1 protein-coding gene is annotated in these 261 nt (G+C 67.0%); it reads right to left on the bottom strand.

Features of this window, described 5'->3' with window-relative positions:
* On the bottom strand, positions 1-261 hold a 261-nt coding region (locus tag SB753_RS38545; RefSeq protein ID WP_410805348.1), incomplete at both ends, for a hypothetical protein.

The raw sequence follows: 261 nt of genomic DNA, 5'->3' as shown, positions 1-261 counted from the left end.
GAATCGAAGCGGCGTTCCCGCTCCTGCTCGCTGTCCGAGGGTTGGGCCAGTTCGCTGAGCAGCCACGCTTTCCATTCGGGCGAGTCGCTGGCGGGCGGCTCGCCGGATGTGCCACAGGTCGCGCGCCACAACGCGCGCAGCGCCTGCTCGATCACCGTCGTGTTCTGACGCAGGTCGAGCTGCACGGTGCTGAAGCGAAACGTCTCCACTTCTTGCCGCAACGGCCGTACGAGCATATGCGCCAGTTGCGCGCTGCCCGTC

It is taken from the genome of Paraburkholderia sp. SIMBA_053, from assembly GCF_046534895.1.
Taxonomy (GTDB): Bacteria; Pseudomonadota; Gammaproteobacteria; order Burkholderiales; family Burkholderiaceae; genus Paraburkholderia; species Paraburkholderia caledonica.
The sequence above is the reverse complement of the archived record's forward strand: the minus strand, read 5'-3'. Positions and strand labels throughout refer to the sequence as shown.